20 protein-coding genes and 1 pseudogene are annotated in these 20,762 nt (G+C 65.7%); 15 read left to right on the top strand and 6 right to left on the bottom strand.

Annotated elements, in window-relative coordinates; all coding sequences use genetic code 11:
* The first annotated feature begins 1 nt into the window (after position 1).
* Both ACVWZT_RS22480 and ACVWZT_RS22475 read left to right on the top strand, forming a co-directional pair.
* Positions 2-1,021: an ATP-binding protein gene (locus tag ACVWZT_RS22480; protein ID WP_296229816.1), complete on the top strand. Its 1,020-nt coding sequence runs from the start codon at positions 2-4 to the stop codon at positions 1,019-1,021.
* 101 nt (positions 1,022-1,122) lie between these two features.
* Entirely contained in the window at positions 1,123-1,689 is a 567-nt protein-coding gene (locus ACVWZT_RS22475; protein WP_296229815.1) for a vWA domain-containing protein, read from the top strand.
* 106 nt (positions 1,690-1,795) lie between these two features.
* Here the strand turns inward: ACVWZT_RS22475 and ACVWZT_RS22470 are convergent, their stop codons facing one another.
* A complete protein-coding gene (locus ACVWZT_RS22470) occupies positions 1,796-2,062 on the bottom strand; it encodes a hypothetical protein (RefSeq protein ID WP_225777562.1) in 267 nt (88 codons plus the stop codon).
* Between the two features lie 342 nt (positions 2,063-2,404).
* Here ACVWZT_RS22470 and ACVWZT_RS22465 point away from each other — a divergent pair, with 342 nt between their 5' ends.
* Complete coding sequence (locus ACVWZT_RS22465) at positions 2,405-3,730, top strand: sigma-54 dependent transcriptional regulator (RefSeq protein WP_296229813.1); 1,326 nt, start codon at positions 2,405-2,407, stop codon at positions 3,728-3,730.
* 60 nt (positions 3,731-3,790) lie between these two features.
* Here ACVWZT_RS22465 and ACVWZT_RS22460 read toward each other — a convergent pair whose 3' ends face one another.
* Together ACVWZT_RS22460 and ACVWZT_RS22455 are read right to left on the bottom strand one after the other, a co-directional pair.
* Entirely contained in the window at positions 3,791-5,791 is a 2,001-nt protein-coding gene (locus ACVWZT_RS22460; RefSeq protein ID WP_457471500.1) for a peptidase U32 family protein, read from the bottom strand.
* A gap of 249 nt (positions 5,792-6,040) precedes the next feature.
* The gene (locus ACVWZT_RS22455; RefSeq protein WP_457471498.1) at positions 6,041-6,421 is read right to left on the bottom strand and encodes a RidA family protein; all 381 of its coding nucleotides are present in this window, start codon (positions 6,419-6,421) and stop codon (positions 6,041-6,043) included.
* A gap of 137 nt (positions 6,422-6,558) precedes the next feature.
* Here ACVWZT_RS22455 and ACVWZT_RS22450 point away from each other — a divergent pair, with 137 nt between their 5' ends.
* Entirely contained in the window at positions 6,559-7,251 is a 693-nt protein-coding gene (locus tag ACVWZT_RS22450) for a tRNA (adenine(22)-N(1))-methyltransferase (RefSeq protein WP_457471496.1), read from the top strand.
* Position 7,252: 1 nt separating this feature from the next.
* Here ACVWZT_RS22450 and ACVWZT_RS22445 read toward each other — a convergent pair whose 3' ends face one another.
* Positions 7,253-7,513 (bottom strand): DUF2790 domain-containing protein, encoded by a 261-nt coding sequence (locus ACVWZT_RS22445; protein WP_296229809.1) that lies wholly within the window; start codon positions 7,511-7,513, stop codon positions 7,253-7,255.
* Between the two features lie 121 nt (positions 7,514-7,634).
* Here ACVWZT_RS22445 and ACVWZT_RS22440 point away from each other — a divergent pair, with 121 nt between their 5' ends.
* The gene (locus ACVWZT_RS22440) at positions 7,635-8,567 is read left to right on the top strand and encodes a LysR family transcriptional regulator (RefSeq protein ID WP_457471495.1); all 933 of its coding nucleotides are present in this window, start codon (positions 7,635-7,637) and stop codon (positions 8,565-8,567) included.
* A gap of 164 nt (positions 8,568-8,731) precedes the next feature.
* Here ACVWZT_RS22440 and ACVWZT_RS22435 read toward each other — a convergent pair whose 3' ends face one another.
* Positions 8,732-9,883 carry an acyl-CoA dehydrogenase family protein gene (locus tag ACVWZT_RS22435; RefSeq protein ID WP_296229807.1) on the bottom strand — a complete coding sequence of 384 codons (1,152 nt, stop codon included), beginning with the start codon at positions 9,881-9,883 and terminating at the stop codon, positions 8,732-8,734.
* A gap of 16 nt (positions 9,884-9,899) precedes the next feature.
* A complete protein-coding gene (locus ACVWZT_RS22430) occupies positions 9,900-10,970 on the bottom strand; it encodes an enoyl-CoA hydratase/isomerase family protein (protein WP_457471493.1) in 1,071 nt (356 codons plus the stop codon).
* Positions 10,971-11,268: 298 nt separating this feature from the next.
* Between ACVWZT_RS22430 and mdcA the strand changes: the two genes are divergently transcribed.
* From mdcA to ACVWZT_RS22380, 10 genes and pseudogenes are all read left to right on the top strand, one after another.
* A complete protein-coding gene (gene mdcA / locus ACVWZT_RS22425; RefSeq protein ID WP_457471491.1) occupies positions 11,269-12,930 on the top strand; it encodes a malonate decarboxylase subunit alpha in 1,662 nt (553 codons plus the stop codon).
* The gene (locus ACVWZT_RS22420) at positions 12,930-13,832 is read left to right on the top strand and encodes a triphosphoribosyl-dephospho-CoA synthase (protein WP_457471489.1); all 903 of its coding nucleotides are present in this window, start codon (positions 12,930-12,932) and stop codon (positions 13,830-13,832) included. Before mdcA ends, ACVWZT_RS22420 begins: the two co-directional genes overlap by 1 nt.
* Before the next feature lies 1 nt (position 13,833).
* The gene (locus ACVWZT_RS22415) at positions 13,834-14,133 is read left to right on the top strand and encodes a malonate decarboxylase subunit delta (protein ID WP_296229803.1); all 300 of its coding nucleotides are present in this window, start codon (positions 13,834-13,836) and stop codon (positions 14,131-14,133) included.
* Positions 14,126-14,974, top strand: a complete 849-nt coding sequence (locus ACVWZT_RS22410; protein WP_457471487.1) for a biotin-independent malonate decarboxylase subunit beta — start codon at positions 14,126-14,128, stop codon at positions 14,972-14,974. Before ACVWZT_RS22415 ends, ACVWZT_RS22410 begins: the two co-directional genes overlap by 8 nt.
* Entirely contained in the window at positions 14,971-15,762 is a 792-nt protein-coding gene (gene mdcE, locus ACVWZT_RS22405; protein ID WP_457471486.1) for a biotin-independent malonate decarboxylase subunit gamma, read from the top strand. The genes ACVWZT_RS22410 and mdcE overlap by 4 nt, the downstream gene beginning before the upstream one ends.
* Position 15,763: 1 nt before the next feature.
* A complete protein-coding gene (locus ACVWZT_RS22400) occupies positions 15,764-16,378 on the top strand; it encodes a malonate decarboxylase holo-ACP synthase (protein WP_457471484.1) in 615 nt (204 codons plus the stop codon).
* Positions 16,375-17,295, top strand: coding sequence for a malonate decarboxylase subunit epsilon (mdcH, locus tag ACVWZT_RS22395; protein ID WP_296229797.1), 921 nt, complete (start codon positions 16,375-16,377; stop codon positions 17,293-17,295). Before ACVWZT_RS22400 ends, mdcH begins: the two co-directional genes overlap by 4 nt.
* 111 nt (positions 17,296-17,406) lie before the next feature.
* Entirely contained in the window at positions 17,407-17,826 is a 420-nt protein-coding gene (madL, locus tag ACVWZT_RS22390; protein WP_296229796.1) for a malonate transporter subunit MadL, read from the top strand.
* A 2-nt stretch (positions 17,827-17,828) separates the two neighbouring features.
* Positions 17,829-18,593 (top strand): malonate transporter subunit MadM, encoded by a 765-nt coding sequence (gene madM, locus ACVWZT_RS22385; protein WP_296229795.1) that lies wholly within the window; start codon positions 17,829-17,831, stop codon positions 18,591-18,593.
* Between the two features lie 494 nt (positions 18,594-19,087).
* A pseudogene (locus ACVWZT_RS22380) lies at positions 19,088-20,696 on the top strand (YncE family protein); the annotation flags it as partial.
* Positions 20,697-20,762 lie beyond the last annotated feature (66 nt).

Here is a 20,762-nt window from a genome sequence, read left to right as displayed (position 1 = left end):
AATGAGTGAACCCGTGCAATTCCCGCTGGCTGCCGTGGTCGGTGCCGACGAGCTGAAACTGGCGCTGTGCCTGACCGCCATCGACCCGAAGATCGGCGGTGTGCTGATCGAGGGGCCGCGTGGCATGGCCAAGAGCACCCTGGCCCGTGGCCTCGCTGACCTGCTGGGTGGGGGGCCGTTCGTCACGCTGCCGCTGGGGGCCAGTGAGGAACGCCTGGTTGGCACCCTCGACCTGGATGCCGCGCTCGGCCAGGGCAAGGCGCAGTTTTCCCCGGGCGTGCTGGCCCAGGCCGACGGCGGCGTGCTGTACGTCGACGAGGTCAACCTGCTGCCCGATACCCTTGTCGACCTGCTGCTCGACGTGGCGGCCAGCGGTACCAACCGCGTCGAGCGTGACGGCATTTCGCACAGGCACAATGCGCGCTTCGTACTGATCGGCACCATGAACCCGGAGGAGGGCGAACTGCGCCCACAATTGCTCGACCGCTTTGGCCTGAACGTGGCCCTGGAAGGTTTGCCCGAGCCCGGGGCGCGCCAGCAGATCATTCGTCGCCGCCTGGCGTTCGACACTGACCCGCAAGCCTTCTGCGCGCAATGGGCCCAGGCTCAGGCGCAATTGCGCGAACGCTGCCAGGCCGCTCGTCAGGCCCTGGCCGAAATTGCCCTGGACGACCAGGCGCTGGCCTGGATCACCGAGCGCTGCTATGCCGCCGGGGTCGATGGCCTGCGCGCCGACCTGGTCTGGTTGCGGGCTGCACGCGCTCACTGCGCCTGGCGCGGCGGCGCAGCCATCGAAGAAGCCGACGTCGAGGCGGTGGCAGAGTTTGCCTTGCGCCACCGCCGCCGGGTCACGCCTCAGGCCAGCCCATCTTCGCCACCCCAGGCAGAGCAGCAGCCCCTGCCACAAGATGCCCGCCAGTCGGGTGAGCAGGGCGGGCAGGGTGACTGGGGGGCGTTGCCGGCACAGCCGGTCGCCAGTGGCGCCCGCCGTGAGGTGCCGAACTGGGCAAAAAAGCCCTGAGCATCCCCCAGTCAACCGCCAAGGGGCCGGATGCCAAAGCAGGCGCAGGCAAGCAGGACGGTGCCCGCACGGGCCGAGCGCGCACTGCCGACAGCGGCCGGGTGGCCTGGCTGCCGACCCTGCTCAAGGGCCGGCCACGGCTGCGCCAGGACCTGTGCTGGCAGCAGCGCCAGGCTCGCCCCGCAGAGTTGTGGCTGGTTATCGTCGATAGCTCGGCCTCGACCCGGCGTTACCAGGCGCTGGCGCAGACCAAAGGGCTGCTGGCGACGTTGTTCGACCAGGCATACCGCCAGCGCGCCCGGCTGGCCCTGCTGACTGCCAGCGGGCATACGCCGCAATGGCAGCGCCATGGCCTGAAGGCTTCGGCCGCCTTGCAGCCATGGTTGCAAGCCTTGGGGGCCGGTGGCGGGACGCCGTTGCTCGCAGCGCTGGCCCAGGCCCGGCATTGGCTGCAGGCGCGGCAACGCGCCCACCCGCATGAAGCGCAGCGTTGCCTGGTGTTCACCGATGGCCGCCTGCAGCACTGCAACGGCGTGCAGCCGATGCCATGTGCCACATTGCTGGTAGATATGGAGCTGGCGCCGGTGCGCTTGGGCCGCGCTCAGCGCCTGGCAGAACAACTGCAAGCGGATTATCAGCACTTGCAACAGTTCAGAATCGTGGATTGAAAACGGCTTGCGCGACACTATGTCGCAACAGGAAACATGCCAGAACAGCAACTGGCTAATTTGTCCAAGTGCGTACTGGCGCACGCACTTGATTGACCGGCTTATATTATTTCGGCATCGACCACGGTTGCAGGTCGTAGCCTTTTTCGCTCAGTTCTGCGCGCACTTCCTCGAGCAGGCTGGCCCACTGGGCCGGGTCGGAATAGATGCGCGACGACACTTGCTTGCTGCCGATGCGGGTGCTGGTCCGGTCGATCACTGCCAGGCTCAGCTCACCAGTACCGTTGGGTGCATCCCAGGCTACGCACTGGAAGGGTTCGAAGGCGTGGTCGGCAATCAGCAGTGCTTCGTTGACACGGAGCGGGGCATTCATGGTTCGGTCTCTCTATTGGTCCCAAACATCCAGATAAAGTCCGCGTTGCCTGGAAGTCGCCTCAATGGTCGCGAACTGCAGCGCGGGGTTATGTGTACTGATGCTCTATGTCCGGGGGCAAGTCACACAGGCGTTGTAAATTTTTTGCAGGGCGGGCTTCCATTACTGCCCTCGCCGCCATGTGATGTCGATAAAATGCGAAAATTCCCATGGCAGATTGTAAAAAAATAATTCGACAGACAGACGGTACTGGGAACTGTCAACTTCGTTGCTACTGTTAATCGGGCGCCACAACTTGCTGTTTTATTTCAAAAAACCAAAAACTGGCGCCAAGGATCGGTCATGCAACAGCCAGCTGCCCAACGCCGTTTGCTCATCGTTGACCCTTGCGATGATTGCCACCGTTTGTTGCCAGGCCTGCGTATCGCAGGCTGGGATGTACACAGCTGCATGCTCGGGGCCGCGCTGGATCACCCGTGCGATGTGGGCCTGCTGCGCTTGCAGGCCGGCCACCTGAGGCACCCGGATGCGGTCAAGGACCTGATCAAACGCAGCAATACCGAATGGATTGCCGTGCTCAGCGCCGAACAACTGCGCATGCCGGCGGTCGGTGATTTTGTCTGTGAGTGGTTTTTTGACTTCCACACCCTGCCGTTCGACGTTTCCCGGGTACAGGTCACCCTGGGCCGTGCCTTCGGCATGGCCCGCCTGCGCGGCAGGGGTGTGCGCAGGGTGGACGACACCCCCCATGAGCTGCTCGGTGACAGCCGCCCGATCCGCGAATTGCGCAAGCTGCTGGGCAAGCTTGCGCCTACCGAGTCACCGGTATTGATTCGCGGGGAAAGCGGTACCGGCAAGGAGCTGGTCGCCCGCACCCTGCATCGCCAGTCGCAGCGCAGCGAGCAACCGTTCATCGCCATCAACTGCGGGGCGATCCCTGAGCACCTGATCCAGTCGGAATTGTTCGGCCATGAAAAGGGGGCCTTCACCGGTGCCCACCAGCGCAAGATCGGGCGCATCGAAGCCGCCCACGGTGGCACGCTGTTCCTCGATGAAATTGGTGACCTGCCGCTAGAGTTGCAGGCCAATCTGCTGCGCTTCCTGCAGGAAAAGCACATCGAAAGGGTGGGGGGCAGCCAGCCGATCCCGGTGGATGTGCGCGTGCTTGCGGCCACCCACGTGGACCTGGAAAGGGCCATCGAGCGAGGGCGTTTCCGTGAGGACCTGTACTACCGGCTCAACGTCCTGCAGGTGGTAACCGCACCGTTGCGCGACCGGCATGGCGACTTGTCCATGCTGGCCAACCATTTTGCCCAGCTCTACAGCGCGGAAACCGGGCGCCGCCCGCGCTCGTTCAGCGATAACGCGCTGGCGGCAATGGGCCGGCATGACTGGCCGGGCAATGTTCGCGAGCTGGCCAACCGGGTTCGCCGCGGGCTGGTACTTGCCGAAGGCCGGCAAATCGAGGCGCAGGACCTGGGCCTGGAAACGCCCGACCAGGCCCGATCGCCACTGGGCACGCTGGAGGAGTACAAGCACCGGGCCGAGCGCCAGGCCCTCTGCGACGTGCTCAACCGGCACAGTGACAACCTGAGCGTGGCAGCCAAGGTCCTGGGCATCTCGCGCCCGACGTTCTATCGCTTGCTGCACAAGCACCAGATACGCTGAACGGGCGGCTTGCCCGGTGCCGGAGACCGGGCCTACTTGCAGGGGCGCTTGCAAGCCAGGTCAATGCGGCCCGCGCGGAATGGTCTTGAGCAGGTCTTCAGGGCTGATGTGGCCGACCACCTGGGCCACCGCGCTGCCTGGGCTCGGCAGGTCGATGATGTGGCTTTTCATCTTGCCGATGACATGCATTTCGCACGGTTTGCAGTCGAACTTCAGGGTCAGCACTTCGTCACCCTGTATCAGCTGCATCGGTGCCACCTTGGTGCGCACGCCGGTCACGCCCTTGGCCTGCTTGGGGCACAGGTTGAAGGAGAAACGCAGGCAGTGCTTGGTAATCATCACCGGCACCTCGCCGTGCTCTTCATGAGCCTCGTAGGCCGCATCGATCAGCTGCACACCATGGCGGTGGTAGAAGTCGCGGGCTTTCTGATTGTAAACGTTGGCCAGGAACGACAGGTGCGACTCAGGGTACACCGGCGGCGGGGTGGTCTCGGCCTTGCGCCCGCCACGCGGGTGCGCCTGCACCCGTGCTGCGGTCAGGGCCTCGATGGCTTCGCGACGCAGGGCCTTGAGCTGCGAGTTGGGGATGAAGTACGCCTGCGGAGCGTCCAGTTCGATGCTGTCGGCGTGGTACATGGTGGTTCCCAGCTGGCCAAGCAGGTCGTGCAACTGCTCCAGCGCCTGCTGCGGCTTGTTGGCCGGGCCGAACGGGCCGTCCAATGCCACCTGCGCGCTCACTCCCTCCTCGCTGGTGACGGTCAGCGCCAGGCGCTGCTCGCGCAGTACCGCATGCCACTGCACGCCGACCCGGCGCTCGGCCGAGGTGCGTTGCAGGGCCTGCTGCCAGTTGTGGTCGAGGTTGCGCGACAGCGGGTGGTTGGGCCGCAGCTTGTGCAGGCCTTCGGGCATTTCGTTGGGCTCGACGCGGTAGCGGTAGCGCTTCTCGCCATCTTCCTCGAACTCGCCGCGCAGCTCTGCGATGTTGGCGCGAAAGCCCACCACCTCGCGCTTGACCAGCACGTTGAGGCCGTCACCGTTGGTCAGCGGCACTTCGGTGACTACCTGCAGGTCACGCTTGCCGACCTTTTCCACGACGCCCACCGGCAGGCCGGTAAAGGTTGGCGAATCGAAGGCACCAATGTCGACCTTGCGGTCGGTGACGAAGTAGTCGGTACTGCCACGGTGGAAGGTCTTGTCCGGGTCGGGCACGAAGAAATGTTCGGTGCGACCACTGGAGGCGCGGGCCAGCTCCGGGCGGTCTTCGAGGATGGCGTCGAGTTCCTTGCGGTAGTGGGCGGTGATGTTCTTCACGTACCCCACGTCCTTGTAGCGGCCTTCGATCTTGAACGAGCGCACGCCGGCATCGACCAGGTCGCGCAGGTTGGCGGTCTGGTTGTTGTCCTTCATCGACAGCAGGTGCTTCTCGAAAGCCACCACGCGCCCCTGATCGTCCTTCAGGGTGTAGGGCAGGCGGCAGGCCTGGGAGCAATCGCCACGGTTGGCGCTGCGGCCGGTCTGCGCGTGGGAGATGTTGCACTGGCCGGAGAAGGCCACGCACAGCGCACCGTGGATGAAGAATTCAATGGCGGCATCGGTTTCGGCGGCGATGGCGCGGATTTGCTGCAGGTTCAGCTCACGGGCCAGGACCAGCTGGGAGAAACCGGCCTGGTCGAGAAACTTGGCTCGCGCCAGGGTGCGGATGTCGGTCTGGGTACTGGCGTGCAGCTCGATCGGCGGGATGTCCAGTTCCATCACGCCCAGGTCCTGCACGATCAGGGCGTCGACGCCGGCGTCGTACAACTGGTGAATCAGCGTGCGCGCGGGTTCCAGTTCGTTGTCGTGGAGGATGGTGTTGATGGTGGTGAAGACGCGTGCGTGGTAGCGATGGGCGAACTCGACCAGTCCGGCGATATCGCTGACTTCGTTGCAGGCATTATGGCGCGCGCCGAAGCTCGGGCCGCCGATATAGATGGCGTCAGCGCCGTGCAGGATCGCTTCGCGGGCGATGGCGACGTCACGGGCAGGGCTGAGCAGTTCCAGGTGGTTCTTTGGAAGGGACATGTCTTTATAGGTTCGGGCTGGCACGGTTTAGGCAGGCATTGTAGCGGCGAAAGCGGCCGGCGGCACCATTGCGGTGCCGAGAGGTGTCGGTCGCTAGCGGATGCGGTTCCGTGCAGGAGCGGCCTTGCGACGCGGTGGGCGGTGACGCGGCCTCGGCGACATTGGCGGCGCAGCTGATGGCCTGGCGCGCTGCGCCCCCTTTCGCGAACTACAAGGCTGCCCCTGCAGGGAGTGTGCGTTGTGGATCGATCAGCGCTTGGCGGCCATCGCGGTCACTTCCACGCGCATGCCTTCCACCGCCAGCGCGGCCACGCCCACCGCAGCGCGTACCGGCCAGGGCTTGCTGAAGAAACGCTGGTACACCTCGTTGAACGCCGCGCGGTCGGCCATGTCGGTGAGGTAGATGGTCAGGTGCATTACCCGGTCCATGCCGCTGCCGGCCTTTTCCAGGGCAACCTTCAGCGCCTGCAGGGTGCACTCGCTCTGCGCGACGATGTCGCCCAGTTCCAGGCTGCCATCGGCGTGGGTCGGGATCTGGGTGGTGACCAGTACGCCATTGAATTCGGCGACGTCAGAGGAGATCGATTCGGCGTCCGGGTCCGGGGTGTAGATGATGTCTGCATTTGCCATGGTGTGACTTGCCTTGCAACGGAAGGAAAGCGGCAAGCCTACGCGAGCGCGCTGGCCCGGTCGAGGGCAGCCCGGTGTTTGAAATATGCGGCGTTCGCCGTCAGAATCGCGCCCCATTGCAAAGCCAGGGGGCTACCTTGAACGAACAGACCTTGTCCAGGCGCCTGGAGCGTGTGGCAGCCCATGTGCCGCAGGGCGCGCGCCTGGCCGACATTGGCTCGGACCATGGCTACCTGCCGGTGGCCTTGATGTTGCGCGGCGTGCTGGAGGCGGCGGTTGCCGGCGAGGTGGCGCCAACGCCATTCGCCTCCGCACAGCGCAACGTGCGCAGGAACGGCCTGGAAGGCCGGGTCAGCGTGCGCCTGGCCGATGGGCTGGCCGCGATCGAGCCGCAGGACCGTATCTCGGTGATCAGCATCTGCGGCATGGGCGGCGATACCATGTGTGGCATTCTCGAGGCCGGCAAGCAGCGCCTGGCCGGCGTCACCCGCCTGGTGCTGCAACCCAATGGCGGTGAGCGCGAACTGCGTCAATGGCTGACGGACAATGGTTTGCGCATCGTCAGCGAAGAACTGTTGCGGGAGAACCGCTTCGACTACGAGATCATCGTCGCCGAGCCCGGTACGGCGGCATACAGCGCCGAACAGTTGTACTTCGGCCCGCTGCTGTTGCAGGAGAAGAGCGAGGCGTTCCTGGTCAAGTGGCGGCGCATGCTGCGGCAGAAGCAGCAGACCCTGGCCAACTTCGAACGTGCCCGCGATGCGGTGCCTCAGGCGAAGATCGATGACTTCAACCAGCAGGTGCGCTGGATCAACGCGGTACTGGCCTGACTCACTGCTGCGAGCAGTTGCCCATCTCCCGGTAGTCGATCTCGCGCTTTTGTCCCTGATGGTCGACATACACCATGTGCGCGGTGCCAACCTGGCAGTCGGCGGCATTGCTGGGTGGTGTGATGGAGATGACCTTGGCCACGTCCAGCGGCATGCCGTATTGGTAGTGGCTGCTCACCGGCTGGCTATTGCCGGTGTCGGCGAAGGCGCCGAACGAGGCGAGGGTGGTGGCGACGACAAGGGCCGGGATCGAGCGTTTCATGGGGGGCTCCTTTTTCAATGGATGACTCATGATGGATTCATTGGTCATCCACAATAAATGGGCCAATCCGTGATAGATTCCTGCCTGCGGCGCAAGAATACATCGAACAAGGAGCCCCTCCATGGACATGCTGCATGCCATGCGTACCTTCGCCCGGGTAGTGGAATGCGGCAGCTTCGCTGCGGCTGCCAATGCCCTTGACATTTCCGCAGCGCAAGTGTCGCGCATTGTTGCCGAGCTGGAAAACCAGCTGCAGACCCGCCTGTTGCACCGTACGACGCGGCGTTTGCGCATGAGCGAGGCTGGCGAGCGGTTTCTTGAGCGTTCCCGGCAGATCCTGCTGTTGACCGAGGAAGCGGTGGGCGAAGCCCGTGGTGCACACCTGACCCCGCGTGGCCGCCTGCGCCTGCATTGCCCGCATGGGCTGGGGCTGTTGCTGATGCCGCTGGTGGCCGGCTACAACGCCCTGTGCCCGGAGGTGGTGATCGAGCTGACCCTGTCCCAGCGCAACCCGGACCCACTGGCCGAAGGGCATGACGTGGTGATCACCGTAGACGGTGCCCTACCGGATTCACAGTTGATTGCCGTGCCGCTGGGCAACATCTTCAGCATCCCCTGCGCGGCGCCCAGCTACCTGCAGGCCCACGGTGTACCCGAACGTCCGGAAGACCTGCACCAGCACCGTTGCCTGCGCATGGCCTACCCGATGTACGAAGGTGACTGGGTGTTCCCGCAGGGGGGGGACCAGTGCGTGATCGCGCCGAACGACAGTTTCTCCACCAACGTCGCCGACGCCATGCTGGTGGCCAGCGAGCTGGGCATGGGCATTGGCCTGTTGCCGTTCTATACCGCCAGCCAGGCGATCGAACAAGGGCGCTTGTGCCGGCTGCTGGCGCCGTACCGGCTGAGGGAGAATGCGCTGTACGCGATGTACCCGTCACGCCATTACCTGGATGCCAAGGTGCGGACCTGGATCGATTACCTCAAGGAGCAGTTGCCGGCGTTGTTCGAGGGGCATGCCAGCGTGGTGGATGATGCGCGTTATTGGCGCTGACTTGTGGCCTGAAGTGGCTAGCGCCTTTGTACATGCCTGCACTGGCCATATCGTCGGCAAGCCGCCTCCCACAGGGTACTGCACCAGGTTTGACACCGATGCGGTCGGTGTGAGCGCTGGCTTGCCGGCCATGGGCCGCACAGCGGCCCCGGCATTGCGGCTATTTACAGAGGGTAGTGCTTCAACTCCCGGGCAATCAGCATCCGCTGGATCTCGCTCGAGCCTTCATAGATCTGCGTGATCCGCGCATCGCGGTAGTAGCGCTCCACCGGGTAGTCCTCCAGGTAGCCATACCCGCCATGCACCTGGATCGCCATCGAGCACACCCGCTCGGCCATTTCCGAGGCGAACAGCTTGGCCTGTGACGCCTCCGACAGGCACGGCCTGGCCGCGCTGCGCAGGCGCGCGGCATGCAGGATCAGCAGGCGCGCGGCATTGACCTGTACCTGCATGTCAGCCAGCAGGTTGGCGATGCTCTGGTGCTCGTTTATCGGCTTGCCGAATTGCACGCGGTCACGTGAGTACAGCAGCGCCGCCTCGAATGCGGCACGGGCAATGCCCAAGGCTTGGGCGGCGATGCCGATTCGGCCGCCTTCGAGGTTGGACAGGGCAATGGCCAGGCCCTTGCCACGTTCACCGAGGATATTGGCAGCGGGGATGCAGCAGTTGTCAAAGGTCACCGCACAGGTATCGGAGGCGCGGATGCCCATCTTGTGCTCGCTGCGGTCGACCTTGAAGCCCGGGTTGTCGGTGGGTACCAGGAATGCCGACAGGCCTTTTTTGCCCAGCTCGGGGTCAGTCACCGCGAAGACGATCGCCAACCCGGCGCGGCGGGCGTTGCTGACGAACTGCTTGGCGCCGTTGATTACCCACTGGCCGTCCACCAGCTCGGCGCGGGTGCGCAGGTTGTGCGCTTCGGAGCCGGCCTGCGGTTCGGTCAGGCAGAAGCAACCGATGACCTCGCCGCTGGCCAGGCGCGGCAACCACTGCTGTTGCTGCTCCGCCGTGCCGTAGGCCAGCAGCGGGCCGCAGCCCACCGAGTTGTGGATACTCATCATCGCCCCGGTGGCACCGCAGCCGGCGGCGATTTCTTCCACGGCCAGGGCGTAGGCGACATAGTCGGTATAGCTGCCGCCGAACTGTTCCGGCACGACCATGCCGAGCAAGCCCAGTTCGCCCATCTTGCGTACCACGCCATCGTCGATCCAGCCGGCCTTTTCCCAGGCCTGGGCATGCGGGGCGATCTCGCCACGGGAGAAGTCCCGGGCCATGTCGCGGATCATGATCTGTTCTTCGCTCAGTTCCAGGTCTTGCATCTGTGTACTCCCCGGCTCACAGGCCTTCGAAGAATTGATCGACGCGCTGGCGCTGCAAGGCGGCCAGGGTCGGCGGGTTCCAGTGTGGCTGCTTGTCCTTGTCGATGATCAGTGCACGTACGCCCTCGATGATGTCGCCGTGCTGGAACCACTGACGGTCCAGGTGCAGCTCCATGGCAAAGCACTCCTCAAGGCCCAGGTGGCGGCCGCGGCGCAGCATCTCCAGGGTAACCGCCATGGCCAGCGGCGAGCGGCTTTCCAGCTGGTCGGCGGTGGCCACGGCCCAGGCGTGGCTGTCGCCAATGCTGACCGCCCGCAGTTGCTCGACGATCGCCGACACATCGGGCAGGGCGAAGAAGTGGTCGATGACCGGGCGCAGTTTTTCCAGCGGGGCATTGTCGAGCGCCTGGGTGCCAAGCCTGGCCAGCAGGTTCTGCAGGTCCTTGAGCGGGTGGTCGCCGAAGCGCAGCTGGTCGAGGCCTTGGTCGAGGGCGGCGAGCTTGTCGCTGGCCAGGTACCAGTCGGCCAGGCCGCAGTACAGCGCATCGGCGGCCTGGATCTGGGTGCCGCTGACGCCCAGGTAGGTGCCCAGTTCGCCGGGAATGCGCGACAGGAAGTAGCTGCCGCCGACATCCGGGAAGTAGCCGATGCCCACTTCAGGCATGCCCAGGCGGCTGCGCTCGGTGACCACGCGCAGCTCGCAGCCCTGGGCCAGGCCCATGCCGCCGCCCAGGGTGAAGCCGTCCATCAGCACCAGTACCGGCTTGCGGTAATGGTGGATGGCCAGGTCGAGCGCGTATTCCTCGACGAAGAAGGTTTCATGCAGTGTTTCGCCAGCCTTGAAGCTGTCATGCAGCGAACGGATGTCGCCGCCGGCACAGAAGCCTTTGGGGCCCTCGCCACGCAGTACCACGGCTTGCACCTGCGGGTCGCTGGCCCACAGGTCGAGGTGGCGGCGCAGGCTGCGCACCATGTCCAGGGTCAGGGCATTGAGGCCGGCAGGGCGGTTCAGGGTCAGGTGGCCGATGTGGTTGCGGACTTCGGCCAGTACAGGGTCGGTGGCTGAGGTAGTAGCGTGCGCAGTCATTGCGTTCTCCCTGCTTTGTTATTGATTTTCCAAGTGAAGTCTGGAGTTCGCTGGAGGATCGCAGAATCCTGTCATGCGAATTTACCGTGCACAATCGACAAATCTGCAGGGGGATTCTGCATTTTTACCTTGGGCAAGGATATCGCCACTCTAGCAACAATTCGCCTGGCCCTCGAACGTAGGCAGTCGACCCCGGCATTCGTTAACCTGGCCGTAACGATCAGTCCGTGACCTTGATTGATGCGCCAGCTCCCCCGGCCCTAAGGTGGCCCCACGACAGCGAACCCGTGGAGTCACCATGACAACAACACAGCATCCACCGCCGCAATGGTCGCGACGGCGCGCCGAGAAGCAGCGCCGCCTTGACCGGGTACGCCACCTCGCCGATGGCGTCGTGCTGCCCACCGAACGTATCGTCGAAGCCCTGGAACTGCTGCTGGCCCCCGGCGACCGGGTGGTACTGGAAGGCAACAACCAGAAGCAGGCCGACTTTCTCTCGCGTGCGTTGGCCAAGGTCGACCCCGGACGCCTGCATGACCTGCACATGATCATGCCCAGCGTCAGCCGCGCCGAGCACCTGGACCTGTTCGAACGCGGCATCGCGCGCAAACTGGATTTTTCCTTCGCCGGCCCGCAGAGCCTGCGCATTGGCCAGTTGCTGGAAGACGGCCTGCTGGAAGTGGGGGCCATCCACACCTACATCGAACTGTACTCGCGGCTGCTGGTGGACCTGATTCCCAACGTCACCCTGGTGGCAGGCTTCATGGCCGACCGCGACGGCAACCTCTACACCGGCCCCAGCACCGAAGACACCCCGGCGCTGGTGGAGCCTGCCGCCTTCAGTGACGGCATCGTCATCGCCCAGGTCAACCAGCTGGTGGACCGTGCCGCTGACCTGCCACGGGTCGATATTCCGGCATCCTGGGTGGATTTCATCGTGGTCGCCGACCGGCCCTTCTATATAGAACCGTTGTTCACCCGCGACCCGCGCCATATCAAGTCGGTGCATGTGCTGATGGCGATGATGGCCATCCGCGGCATCTACGAAAAACACCAGGTGCAGTCGTTGAACCACGGCATCGGCTTCAATACCGCTGCCATCGAACTGATCCTGCCGACCTACGGTGAATCCCTTGGGTTGAAAGGCAAGATCTGCCGCAACTGGACGCTCAACCCACACCCGACGCTGATCCCGGCCATCGAGACCGGCTGGGTAGAAAGCGTGCATTGCTTCGGCACCGAACTGGGCATGGAGGACTACATCGCCCAGCGCCCCGATGTGTTCTTCACCGGTCGCGATGGCTCGCTGCGCTCCAACCGCATGATGTGCCAGCTGGCCGGGCAGTACGCCGTCGACCTGTTCATCGGCGCCACCCTGCAGGTGGATGGCGATGGCCACTCCTCGACTGTGACGCGTGGCCGCCTGGCCGGCTTCGGTGGCGCGCCGAATATGGGCCACGACCCGCGTGGCCGGCGCCATGCAAGCCCGGCGTGGCTGGACATGACGGTGCCGGAAACGCTGCTCGAACGTGGCCGCAAGCTGGTGGTGCAGATGGTCGAGACCTACCAGGAAGGCGGCAAGCCCACCTTTGTCGAAACCCTGGATGCCGTGGATGTGGCCAGGCAAGCCGGCATGCCGCTGGCGCCGGTGATGATCTATGGCGACGACGTCACCCACCTGTTGACTGAAGAAGGTATTGCCTACCTGTACAAGGCGCGCAGCCTGGAAGAACGCCAGCAGATGATCGCCGCTGTGGCCGGGGTCACTGTCATCGGCCTGCGTCACGCCCCCAAGGACACCTTGAGCCTGCGTCAGCAGGGCCTGGTTGCCTTGCCGGAAGACCTCGGCATCCGCCGCACCGACGCCAGCCGCGAGCTGTTGGCCGCGCGCAGCATTGCCGACCTGGTCGAATGGTCCGGCGGCCTGTACAACCCGCCCGCACGGTTCAGGAGCTGGTGATGAACGCACTCGACATCCACGAAACCGGCGCGCTCCCGGTAGAGCCGGGCTGGCCCGCGAGGAGGCCAGCCCGGACCAGCGAAATCTCCCTGGCCGACCACCTGGCCGACCTGGCCGTGGAAGCCCTGATCGACGAAGCCGACCTGTCGCCCAAGCCCGGCCTGGTCGACCGCCGCGATAACGGCGCCCACCACGACATGACTCTGGGCCTGATGCATGCCTCGGCGCTGGCCCTGTGGCCATGCCTGCGGCAAATGGCCGAAGCCGCCCAGGCCATCGGCGGCATTGGCCAGGCGCTGCGTGCCAGCCTCGGCCATATCGGCCGCGAAGGCGAGGCGGCGATGCTGGCTGCCACCGGCGGGATCAACACCCACCGTGGTGCCATCTGGGCACTGGGCCTGCTGGTCGCGTCCAGGGCCCTCGGTGGCGGCGCTGATGCCGCTACCCTGGCCGCCCGCGCCGGGCGCATCGCACTGCTTGACGACCCGGCCACGATTGCGCATGACAGCCACGGTCAGCAGGTGCGCCGCCGCTATGGTTCGGCGGGCGCCCGCGAACAGGCCCAGCAAGGCTTCCCCGCGGTCATCGGCCACGGCTTGCCACAACTGCGGCGCAGCCGCACCAACGGCGCCAGCGAGCCGCATGCCCGGCTTGACGCCTTGCTGGCGATCATGGCCGTGCTCAGCGATACCTGCGTGCTCTGGCGCGCCGGCCCACAAGGCCTGCAAGCCCTGCAGCAGGGCGCCCGCGCGGTACTCGAAGCCGGCGGTAGTGCCACCCTGGGCGGTCGCCGCCAGCTGCGGGTGCTGGACGCTCGACTGTTGCGCCTGAACGCCTCACCGGGCGGTGCCGCCGATCTGCTGGCCGCCTGCCTGTTCCTCGACAAAGCCGGGAGCCTGTGACATGGAAACCCTGACCTTTCAATTCCCCGCCGCCGAGCCGGGCCGTGGACGCTCGCTGGTGGGTTGCGTCAGCTCTGGCGACCTCGAAGTACTGATCGAACCTGGTACCGCCGGCACCTTGCAGGTCCAGGTGGTGACCTCGGTCAACGGTAGCGGTGCCCGCTGGACGCAGTTGTTCCAGCGCCTGTTCGAAGGCCACACCTGGCCGGCCATGAATATCGCCATCCATGATTTCGGCGCTACTCCAGGCGTGGTCCGCCTGCGCCTGGAACAAGGCTTCGAGGAGATTGCCCATGACTGACACTGCACGCTTGCTGCGCAGCCGCAGCTTTGTCGAACTGGGCGCCCGCCAGCGTGCCCGCGCCTTGCTCGACCCCGGCACTTTCCGCGAGCTGCTGGGGCCGTTCGACCGGTTGATGTCGCCCTGGCTGCCACGCCAGGGCATCGTGCCGCAGGCCGACGATGGCGTGATCATCGCCAAGGGGCGGCTGAACGGGCGCAGCGCCGTGGTCGCGGCCATCGAAGGCGGCTTCCAGGGGGGCAGCATGGGCGAGGTGGGCGGGGCCAAGATCGCGGGTGCGCTGGAACTGGCCAGCGAAGACAACCGCAACGGCATCCCCACCTGTGCCGTGTTGTTGCTGGAAACCGGCGGTGTGCGCCTGCAGGAAGCCAACCTGGGGCTGGCCGCGATTGCCGAGATCCAGGCGGCGATCGTCGAACTGCGCGAATGGCAGCCGGTGATCGGCTTGGTCGCAGGCTCGGTCGGCTGTTTCGGCGGCATGGCCATCGCCGCTGGCCTGTGCAGCCATTTGCTGGTTACCCGTGAGGCGCGCCTGGGCCTCAACGGCCCCCAGGTGATCGAACAGGAGGCCGGCATCGCCGAGTACGACGCCAGGGACCGACCGCTGATCTGGGGCCTGACCGGTGGTGAGCAGCGTCATGCCAGCGGGCTGGCGGATGGCTACGTGACCGATGACATCGAGGCCCTGCGCGAACGCTTGCTGCAACTGCTCGACGAGCCTTCCAGGGAGCGTGCCAGCCAGTACGACTGGTTCCTTGGGCGCCTGGCGCGGCTGGGTGTTGCCTGCCCGCAACTGGACGCCACCGCTGTACGCGCCCTCTACCAAGGAGAAAGCAAATGAACCGAGCCTTGAACTGGCTGCCGGGCCTGGCCGGCGGGCCCGCCTTGCCGGGCTACCCGGCGTCGTTGCGAGTAGTCGACGGTGAACTGGATAACCGCCTGGCGCGCTTCATTGCCGTAGTGCCGGATGCCGACAATCCTTTCCCCCGGGCTCGTTCGGGCGAAGTCGGCTTGCTGGAGGGCTGGGGCCTGGCCAAGGCTGTGAGCCAGGCAGTCGAGGCTGACCGTGACAGTCAGAAGCGGGCTATCGTCGCCGTGATCGACGTACCCAGCCAGGCCTATGGCCGCCGCGAGGAGGCGCTGGGCATACACCAGGCGCTGGCGGCCGCGGTGCAGGCCTATGCCCAGGCACGCCTGGCCGGGCACCCAGTGATCGGCCTGCTGGTCGGCAAGGCCATGTCCGGTGCCTTCCTGGCCCACGGCTACCAGGCCCAGCGCCTGATCGCCCTGGACGATGCCGGGGTCATGGTGCACGCCATGGGCAAGGCGGCGGCAGCGCGGATCACCCTGCGCAGTGTCGAGCAACTGGAGGCGCTGGCTGCCGAGGTGCCACCCATGGCCTACGACCTGGCCAGCTACGCGTCCCTCGGCTTGCTGTGGCGTCGGTTGGCAGTAGCGGATGCCGCGGCACCGAGCGCCGCCGACATCGCCAGTGTGCGCGCCTGCCTGGCCGAAGCCGTGCGGGATATCGGCGCCTCGACTGATTCGTCATCGCGGCTGGTGGGTGAGCACCGCAGCGCCTCGCGCCAGGTACGCGAACAGCTGCGCCAGCAATGGCAGGGCGTTTGAGATGAACGCGCCAAGGCCGCACGACCTGCTCTGGGGGATGCCTGCCTCGGGCCTGCCTGGCGATGCACCGCCATGGGCGCGAGACGTATTGCTCGACGGCCAGCCGGTGGTGGTGCGTCGTGCCATCGGTAACGCCGGCTGGGTGGCGGTGGGGCTACGCGGCCAGGGCCGGGCGCGGCGCCTGGCGGCAATGATGCGCCTGGCGGATATTCAGCGTCGACAAGGCCCCGAAGCACTGCGCTGGCAAGCACAAAGCCGTTGGCCTGCCTTGCAGGCTTTGGTCTCGGTCACCCCGTTACTGGACGCCAGCGGCCTGGCCTGGGGGCCTACCGGCGCGGTCGGCTACCAGATTGCCAGCGGTAGCCAAGTCGTCCACGCCGCCAGCGACCTCGACTTGTTGCTGTATACGCCCCAACCGCTACCCCGTGCGCAGGCGCGGGAGCTGCTGGAAGCTCTCGATTGCGCACCGTGCCGTATCGATGTGCAGCTGGAAACGCCGGCGGGCGGCATCGCCTTGCGCGAGTGGGCTGGCCTGGGCCGCCGCGTGCTGCTCAGGGCGGCGCAGGGGCCACGCCTGGTCAGCGACCCATGGGCAGCCCTGGAGCGTGCCGCATGAGCAGCCTGTTTGCCTTCCCTGGCCAGGGCGCACAGCAGGTGGGCATGCTGCAGCGTTTGCCTGAGGGTGCCGGGCGATTGCTCGAAGAGGCCAGCGACATCCTCGGCCAGCAGGCGCTGGCGCTGGACAGCCAGCAGTCGCTGCAGACGACCCGTGCGGTGCAGTTGTGCCTGCTGCTGGCTGGCGTGGCCTGGGCACGCTGGCTGATGCAACGGAGCCCTGCGCCGGACTATGTGGCGGGCTTGTCGATTGGTGCTTACCCCGCGGCAGTCACGGCAGGCGCCCTGGATTTTGCCGACGCCGTGCGCTTGGTTGCCCTGCGCGGCGAGCTGATGCAGCGCGCCTATCCGCAAGGTTATGGCATGACTGCCCTCAGTGGCCTGGACCTGGCCGGCGTGGAGCGCCTGCTGATGACGGTGGGCGGCGAGGTCTATGTGGCCAATCTCAACAGCGACACTCAGATCGTCATCGCGGGAAGCGACTCGGCGATGGCTGCCGTGGCTGACCAGGCGCGTCGGCTAGGGCAGGGCATGGCCCGGCGGTTGGCGGTCAGTGTGCCGTCGCATTGCCCGCTGCTGGCGGGCCCCGCGGCGGAACTGGCCCGTGCGTTCGCCACGGTAGAACTGCGGCACCCACGCATCCGCTATCTCAGTGGCAGCAGCGCACGCCCGGTGTGCGACCCACAGCACCTGCGCGACGACCTGGCCGGCAACATGGCGCGGCTGGTCGACTGGCGCGGTACGTTGCGCAACGCCTATGAGCGCGGCGTGCGCCTGCATCTGGAAATGCCGCCCGGCAGTGTACTCAGCGGGCTGGCCAGGCCGGTGTTCGTACAGGGCCGGGTGATGACCGTCGAAGGCAGCCGTTGGGACAGCCTGGATGCGCTATTGCGCCAGGGGGTGGCCGACGATCGATGAGGGCAGCTGCCTGGCGGCGGCCGACGTGGGCCCGCAAATAGGCAATGCCGTGCACGTGGGTTCACCAAGGACAACAACAAGCAACTTCGACACTACCTGAGGACAATAACAATGATTATCTATGGTGTGGCTCTGCTGGCGGTCTGCACGCTTGCCGGCGTCATCGTCGGCGACTTCCTGGGCGTGCTGCTGGGTGTCAAATCCAATGTGGGCGGGGTCGGCATCGCCATGATCCTGCTGATTTGCGCGCGCCTGTACATGCACCGCAACGGTGGCATGAGCAAGGAATGCGAATTCGGCGTGGGCTTCTGGGGCGCCATGTACATCCCGGTGGTGGTGGCCATGGCGGCCCAGCAGAACGTGGTCACCGCCCTGCACGGCGGGCCGGTAGCGCTGTTGGCAGCGGTAGGCGCAGTACTGGTGTGCGGCGCGACCATCGCGGTGATCAGCCGCAGCCATCGTGGTGCCCCACTGCCGACAGAACCCGGCCCCGAAAGCAACGTGCAGGCCGCCCCTGCGGGAGGGCGTTGATCATGTGGCCGATCATTGCCAATGCGCTGCAACATAACGCCCTGATCACTGCATTCGCGCTGGTGGGCGGCATCATGTGGCTATCGGTGCTGCTGTCGAAGTACCTGACCTTCGGTCGCGTGCATGGCTCGGCCATCGCCATCGTCATCGGCCTGGTGCTGGCGTGGGTGGGGGGCACGCTTACCGGCGGGCAGCAAGGCCTGGCCGACGTGGCCTTGTTCTCCGGCATCGGCCTGATGGGTGGGGCCATGCTGCGCGACTTTGCCATTGTCGCCACGGCCTTCGAGGTACAGGCCACCGAGGCTCGCAAGGCCGGCATGATCGGCGCGCTGGCGCTGTTGCTGGGCACGGTGCTGCCGTTCATCGTCGGTGCGGCGGTGGCCTATGCCTTCGGCTACCGCGATGCGGTCAGCATGACCACCATCGGCGCCGGTGCCGTAACCTATATCGTCGGCCCGGTGACTGGCGCGGCGCTGGGCGCCAGTTCGGAGGTGATGGCCCTGTCGATTGCCACCGGGCTGATCAAGGCGATTCTGGTGATGGTATTCACCCCGGTTTCGGCGCGGCTGCTGGCGCTGGACAACCCGCGCTCGGCGATGGTGTTCGGCGGCCTGGCGGGCACCGTGTCCGGGGTGACCGCCGGGCTGGCGGCGACGGACCGGCGGTTGGTGCCGTATGGCGCGCTGACGGCTACCTTCCACACCGGCCTGGGTTGCCTGATGGGGCCTTCGATCCTGTACTTCTGCGTACGCGGCCTGGTCGGCTGAAGGGCAGGCGAGCAACGGCACAGGGTGATGGTAACGGAAGCGAAGCGGTGCCAGCCGCGACCCGTTGCCATCACTGCCGCCCCCCCGATTCGGGGAATACCGCCGGGGTATCCTCCCCAATCTGTTTCGCTTGCCAAGCTGAGGCGTTGAAAAACAAAGCAATTATCGTGTGGCATATACCTTGCTCCGGCCCCACGCAGAGATCCTGCGTCCCGGAGGTACGGCATGGCTATGCCACACAAACGTCCCATCCTGTCATCGACGGCCACCAATGACTGCCTGGTAGTCAAGCTGACCTCCCCACCCACCTGCAAGGCCCCTCCACGCCGGGCCTGGCCAGCCGCTGCGCAAGCCTGTGCCGATGCCTGGCGGTGGCAGCCGCGCCATGGTCTGCCAGTTCGATGGCCATGTGTGGCCACTGTACAACTGCTTCATGTTGCCGGGCCGAAGGCAGCAACGCGCTGATGGGGCGCAGATCGAGAAGGAGCAGGAGCATGAACACGAACCCACGCCCTGCTTACCTGGGGATGGCACTTGGAGGCGCACTGATTGCGTTGGGAGTGGCTTATGAAAGCCTCTGGTGCGACCCGCGCGAGCTGTTGCAGGCACCTGCCGACCCGCAAGCCCTGCACCGGTTGAGCCGCGACGGCGTAACCGTGGAGTTCGAGGCCAGGCCGCTGGCCGGGAGGGAGTTACAGGAGGGCAGCATCGCCAGCATCCGCTTCAAGGTCAGCGACCAGGCCAGTGGCCAACCCTTGTCGGGCATGGCCCCGGGCGCGTGGATCGACCCGACGCAGGCGGGCCCGCAGGGCAACCGTGAGCACAGCTGCAAGGCCCGGGTTGCGCTGTTTCTCAAAAGCAGCATTGGCGCAAGGCCATTGCTCGACCTGAACAGCTACTTCCTGTTGATGCTGAACCAGGACGCCAGCCTGACAGTAATCGACCCGACGGTGTCGGTGGGCGGCGTGACCAGTACCCTGGCCCGCATCGAGCTGCCCGGACGGCCCATGGATTGGGCGGCCACCGGGGACGAGAAGCAGGTGTTCGTGTCCATCCCCGAGCGTGGCAAGGTCTCGGTGATCGACACCGAAACCTTCTCCCGCGTGGCCGACCTGGACGCCGGCGACCAGCCGCTGCGCGTGGCCCTGCAGCCGGACCAGCACCGGCTGTGGGTGGGTAACGACAGCAGCGACCCGGCCAAGGGCGGTGTCACGGTGATCGATGTGCCAGGGCGCAACACCCTGAAAACCTTCAACACCGGCAGCGGGCACCATGAAATCGCCTTCAGCGCCGACTCGCACTTTGCCTACGTCAGCAACCGCGCCAGTGGCACGCTGAGCATCATCGACATCCCGCAGATGCGCCTGGCCAAGACCCTCAAGGTGGGGCCGCAACCGCTGTCGGTCAGCTATTCGGCGCTGTCCCAGGCGGTGTACGTGGTCGATGGCGAAGAGGGCAGCGTGCGGGTGCTCGATGCTCGCAGCCAGCAACTGCGCCACACCGTCCAGGCCGGAAAGGGCCTGGGTCTGATGCGCTTCAGCCACGATGGGCGCTACGGCATGGTGCTCGATAGCCAGGGCAACCAGGCGCTGGTCATCGATGCCAGTACCGACAAGCTGATCCACCATATTCCGGTGGCCGCACAACCGTACCAGCTGATCTTTACCCAGAACTACGCCTACGTGCGCAGCCTGGCTGCACCGACAGTAAGCATGATCAACCTGGCCAGCCTGGGCGAAGGGCGTACACCGATCATCCAGGGTTTCGAGGCCGGCCCGGCGGCGCCACGCCAGGCCGGCGAGTTGCCGCTGGCCCAGGGCATGGTGGTGTCGCGCGATGGCAACTCGGTGTTCGTGGTCAACCCGGTGGACAACACCACCTACTTCTATACCGAGGGCATGAATGCGCCGATGTCCGGCTACAACAACCGTGGCCACCAGGCCCGCGCCGCGCTCATCGTCGACCGCAGCCTGCGCGAGTTGGCCCCGGGTGTGTAAGGCTCGACGGTGAAGATGCCCGCCGCCGGCAAGTTCGACGTGGCCTTCCTGCTCAAGCAGCCCCCGATCATCCACTGTTTCAGCACCGAGGTGGCCGAAGCGCCGGCCGAAGAAAACTACACCAGCCTGCGCGTCACGCCGGCCGCAGCGTCCAAGGTTTCCCAGACAGGTG

It is taken from the genome of Pseudomonas sp. TE21394 (assembly GCF_054057835.1).
The sequence above is the reverse complement of the archived record's forward strand: the minus strand, read 5'-3'. Positions and strand labels throughout refer to the sequence as shown.

Excerpts from the sequence above, each read along its gene's own strand:
- ACVWZT_RS22445 (WP_296229809.1), bottom strand. The coding sequence starts at position 7,513 with ATGAAACGCTCGATCCCGGCCCTTGTCGTCGCCACCACCCTCGCCTCG.
- madM (WP_296229795.1), top strand. The coding sequence starts at position 17,829 with ATGTGGCCGATCATTGCCAATGCGCTGCAACATAACGCCCTGATCACT.
- ACVWZT_RS22410 (WP_457471487.1), top strand. The coding sequence starts at position 14,126 with ATGACTGACACTGCACGCTTGCTGCGCAGCCGCAGCTTTGTCGAACTG.
- madL (WP_296229796.1), top strand. The coding sequence starts at position 17,407 with ATGATTATCTATGGTGTGGCTCTGCTGGCGGTCTGCACGCTTGCCGGC.
- ACVWZT_RS22465 (WP_296229813.1), top strand. The coding sequence starts at position 2,405 with ATGCAACAGCCAGCTGCCCAACGCCGTTTGCTCATCGTTGACCCTTGC.
- ACVWZT_RS22435 (WP_296229807.1), bottom strand. The coding sequence starts at position 9,883 with ATGCAAGACCTGGAACTGAGCGAAGAACAGATCATGATCCGCGACATG.
- ACVWZT_RS22420 (WP_457471489.1), top strand. The coding sequence starts at position 12,930 with ATGAACGCACTCGACATCCACGAAACCGGCGCGCTCCCGGTAGAGCCG.
- ACVWZT_RS22460 (WP_457471500.1), bottom strand. The coding sequence starts at position 5,791 with ATGTCCCTTCCAAAGAACCACCTGGAACTGCTCAGCCCTGCCCGTGAC.
- ACVWZT_RS22415 (WP_296229803.1), top strand. The coding sequence starts at position 13,834 with ATGGAAACCCTGACCTTTCAATTCCCCGCCGCCGAGCCGGGCCGTGGA.
- ACVWZT_RS22480 (WP_296229816.1), top strand. The coding sequence starts at position 2 with ATGAGTGAACCCGTGCAATTCCCGCTGGCTGCCGTGGTCGGTGCCGAC.
- ACVWZT_RS22430 (WP_457471493.1), bottom strand. The coding sequence starts at position 10,970 with ATGACTGCGCACGCTACTACCTCAGCCACCGACCCTGTACTGGCCGAA.
- mdcH (WP_296229797.1), top strand. The coding sequence starts at position 16,375 with ATGAGCAGCCTGTTTGCCTTCCCTGGCCAGGGCGCACAGCAGGTGGGC.
- mdcA (WP_457471491.1), top strand. The coding sequence starts at position 11,269 with ATGACAACAACACAGCATCCACCGCCGCAATGGTCGCGACGGCGCGCC.
- mdcE (WP_457471486.1), top strand. The coding sequence starts at position 14,971 with ATGAACCGAGCCTTGAACTGGCTGCCGGGCCTGGCCGGCGGGCCCGCC.
- ACVWZT_RS22440 (WP_457471495.1), top strand. The coding sequence starts at position 7,635 with ATGGACATGCTGCATGCCATGCGTACCTTCGCCCGGGTAGTGGAATGC.
- ACVWZT_RS22470 (WP_225777562.1), bottom strand. The coding sequence starts at position 2,062 with ATGAATGCCCCGCTCCGTGTCAACGAAGCACTGCTGATTGCCGACCAC.
- ACVWZT_RS22400 (WP_457471484.1), top strand. The coding sequence starts at position 15,764 with ATGAACGCGCCAAGGCCGCACGACCTGCTCTGGGGGATGCCTGCCTCG.
- ACVWZT_RS22455 (WP_457471498.1), bottom strand. The coding sequence starts at position 6,421 with ATGGCAAATGCAGACATCATCTACACCCCGGACCCGGACGCCGAATCG.